General features: G+C 47.2%; 1 protein-coding gene. It reads right to left on the bottom strand.

Annotation, left to right across the window (positions count from 1 at the left end):
• Positions 1-6: 6 nt before the first annotated feature.
• Positions 7-1,190, bottom strand: a 1,184-nt coding sequence (gene tuf / locus R7R24_RS24675) for an elongation factor Tu (protein ID WP_017822038.1), incomplete at its 5' end; no start/stop codon positions are given.

Below are 1,190 nucleotides of genomic sequence, written 5' to 3'. Positions count from 1 at the left end.
TATGAATTAGTCGAAGATCTTAGCAACAACACCAGCACCTACTGTACGGCCACCTTCACGGATCGCGAAACGTAGACCTTCGTCCATTGCGATTGGTGCGATTAGCTCTACAGTCATCTGTACGTTGTCGCCTGGCATTACCATTTCTACGCCGTCTGGTAGCTGGATGTCACCAGTTACGTCAGTTGTACGGAAGTAGAATTGTGGACGGTAGCCTTTGAAGAATGGAGTGTGACGACCACCTTCATCTTTAGACAGTACGTATACTTCTGATTCGAACTTAGTGTGTGGAGTGATTGAACCAGGCTTAGCTAGTACTTGACCACGTTCAACTTCGTCACGCTTAGTACCACGTAGAAGTGCACCAACGTTCTCACCTGCACGGCCTTCGTCTAGAAGCTTACGGAACATCTCAACACCAGTACATGTAGTTGTAGTAGTGTCTTTGATACCTACGATAGCAACTTCGTCACCTACAGTTAGGATACCACGCTCGATACGGCCAGTTACTACTGTACCACGACCTTGGATTGAGAATACGTCTTCGATAGGCATTAGGAATGGCTGATCTACCGCACGCTCTGGCTCAGGGATGTAAGTATCTAGAGCTTCTGCTAGTTCAACGATTTTCGCTTCCCACTGCTCTTCGCCGTTTAGTGCGCCTAGTGCAGAACCTTGGATAACTGGTAGGTCATCACCTGGGAAATCGTATTCAGATAGAAGTTCACGAACTTCCATTTCTACTAGTTCTAGTAGCTCTTCATCGTCAACCATGTCACATTTGTTCATGAATACGATGATGTATGGGATACCAACCTGACGGCCTAGTAGGATGTGCTCACGAGTTTGTGGCATTGGGCCATCTGTCGCAGCAACAACTAGGATACCACCGTCCATCTGTGCAGCACCAGTGATCATGTTTTTAACATAGTCAGCGTGTCCTGGACAGTCAACGTGTGCGTAGTGGCGTGATGGAGTGTCGTACTCAACGTGAGAAGTTGCGATTGTGATACCGCGCTCACGCTCTTCTGGAGCGTTATCGATAGATGCGAAGTCTTTAGCTACACCGCCGTAAACTTTAGCAAGAGTAGTACAGATAGCTGCAGTTAGAGTTGTTTTACCGTGGTCAACGTGGCCGATAGTACCAACGTTAACGTGCGGTTTCGTACGTTCAAATTTTTCTTTAGACA

This window comes from Vibrio sp. 704 (genome assembly GCF_033339295.1).
This window is presented reverse-complemented; position numbering and strand designations above follow the sequence as displayed.